The 1773-nt window shown below is 72.9% G+C and carries 2 protein-coding genes; one reads left to right on the top strand and one right to left on the bottom strand.

Annotated elements, in window-relative coordinates:
• Positions 1–58: 58 nt before the first annotated feature.
• Positions 59–583: a hypothetical protein gene (locus ACFCY7_RS40450; RefSeq protein WP_376491078.1), complete on the bottom strand. Its 525-nt coding sequence runs from the start codon at positions 581–583 to the stop codon at positions 59–61.
• A 481-nt stretch (positions 584–1064) separates the two neighbouring features.
• On the opposite strand from ACFCY7_RS40450, the gene ACFCY7_RS40445 reads away from it, so the two are divergent.
• Positions 1065–1727, top strand: a complete 663-nt coding sequence (locus ACFCY7_RS40445) for a class F sortase (RefSeq protein ID WP_376491077.1) — start codon at positions 1065–1067, stop codon at positions 1725–1727.
• Positions 1728–1773: the final 46 nt, after the last annotated feature.

Below are 1773 nucleotides of genomic sequence, written 5' to 3'. Positions count from 1 at the left end.
GTCCCGGAAGGGGCTCGGGGGCGGCGGGCGCAGCGGGCCGACCGGGAGGTTCGACCGGTCAGACTCCCGCGCCGGTCATACGGCGACGGCGGGCGATGAACAGTCCGCCGCCGAGCGCGGCCGCCGCGACGAGGCTGCCGCCGACGGCCATCTCGGTGGAGCTGGGGGCGAGCGAGCCGCCGAGACCGCCCTGCGCGCCCTGGCCGGCCAGGACCCGGAACGGCTGGGTCAGGGTGCGGCCGTTGCACTGGACGGCCAGGTTGTACTGGCCGGGCGTGGCGTTGTTGAAGATGCGGGGGGTGGCGGTCGACACCCCGTTGACGGCGGCGGGGAGCGTGGTCGTCGGGAAGGCGTTCGACGTGACCGTGCCACCCGCGCAGCCGCGGACGGTGATCGTGAGGATCGCGCCCTGGTGGACCGCGAAGGGGGACACGGTGACGCCGTTGGAACCGTCTCCGCCCCGCTCGACCTGGAGAGGGACCGTCACGTTGCTGGGCCCGTTGGTTGCGGTGGCGAGGGGGGCCGCGAGTCCGAGCGCCGCGAACGCGGTCGCCGTCACCGCCAGAGTGCGTGCAGCACGCATGGTTGAACCTCCTGTGGAAGACGCCCCAAAGCGGTGCTCCGGGAGATTCGACGAGTACGCCTTCCATGACGAACCATCACAAGTCGGTGCGAGCCGTGCACGTCGGCACTGGGCCACCCCGGTGAGGCGACACGCCGAGGAAAGAGCCCTCTGAGGCAACGGAGCCGCAGGTCAAAGGCGTTCGGGATGCTTATCTGACGATTACTCGGATGGGTCAGCCCCGATGTCACCCGGCTGCGCCCCGACCGCGCTTCGGCACGGGCTGCCGCGCCCGCCCCGTACCCGCCCTGCCGCCGCCTCCACGCACACCCCCCGCACCGCCTCCGGCCCGCGTCTCGGCCCGGGCCGTCCGCGCCCGTCCCGTACGCCGCCGACGACCTCGACACCCGTTCGGCAGCGGGCACCCACCCGTTCGCGCCGTCCGGCGCGACGGCGCGCGCGACCGGCTTTACCGTTCTGACGACGCCGAGAAGGGAGAACCATGCCCCCGAAGGACTTCCGCGTCTTCGAACGCAGGAGACGCCGACCCTGGGGCGTCCTGGCCCTCGCCATGCTGTCCGGACTCGCGATGATGCGCAACGGGGTGGACATCGCCGACGGGCCGCCTCAACCCGCCGCCGCCGCCCGGCCGGTGGCGCATCCGGTCGCCCCGCCACCGCCCGCCGCGACCACCGGTCTGGAGCCGCTGCCCTTCGCACCGGCGTCCCGGATCAAGATCCCGGCGATCCGGGTGGCGGCCCCCATCATGGACGTGGGCCTGGACGCGGACGACTGGGTGGCGGCCCCGCCGCCGGAGGACCCCAACCTCGCCGGCTGGTACCAGAACGGCATCGCCCCCGGCCAGCGCGGCACCTCCGTCATCGTCGGCCACGTCGACAACGCGAAGGGACCGGCGGTCTTCTACGGCCTGGGCTCGCTCCAGAAGGGCCAGCACGTCGAGGTCGAGCGGTACGACGGCCGGGTCGCGGTCTTCGAGATCTACGGCGTCGAGGTGTACGCCAAGGACAACTTCCCCGGCGTGCAGGTCTACGCCGACAACGGGGAGCCGGAACTCCGGGTGATCACCTGCGGCGGCGGCTACACCCGCTCGCGTGGCTACGACGGGAACGTCGTCGTGTACGCCCGTATGGTCGGCTCCCGCTGACCGACCGTCATGCGAAGGGCCCCGGCACCAGGAGGTGCCGGAGCCC

The sequence above is a fragment of the Streptomyces sp. NPDC056361 genome, assembly GCF_042262805.1.
Lineage (GTDB): Bacteria > Actinomycetota > Actinomycetes > Streptomycetales > Streptomycetaceae > Streptomyces.
This window is presented reverse-complemented; position numbering and strand designations above follow the sequence as displayed.

What these genes read in the sequence shown, in the direction of transcription:
- ACFCY7_RS40450 (WP_376491078.1), bottom strand. Translation starts at nt 583, where the DNA reads ATGCGTGCTGCACGCACTCTGGCGGTGACGGCGACCGCGTTCGCGGCG.
- ACFCY7_RS40445 (WP_376491077.1), top strand. Translation starts at nt 1,065, where the DNA reads ATGCCCCCGAAGGACTTCCGCGTCTTCGAACGCAGGAGACGCCGACCC.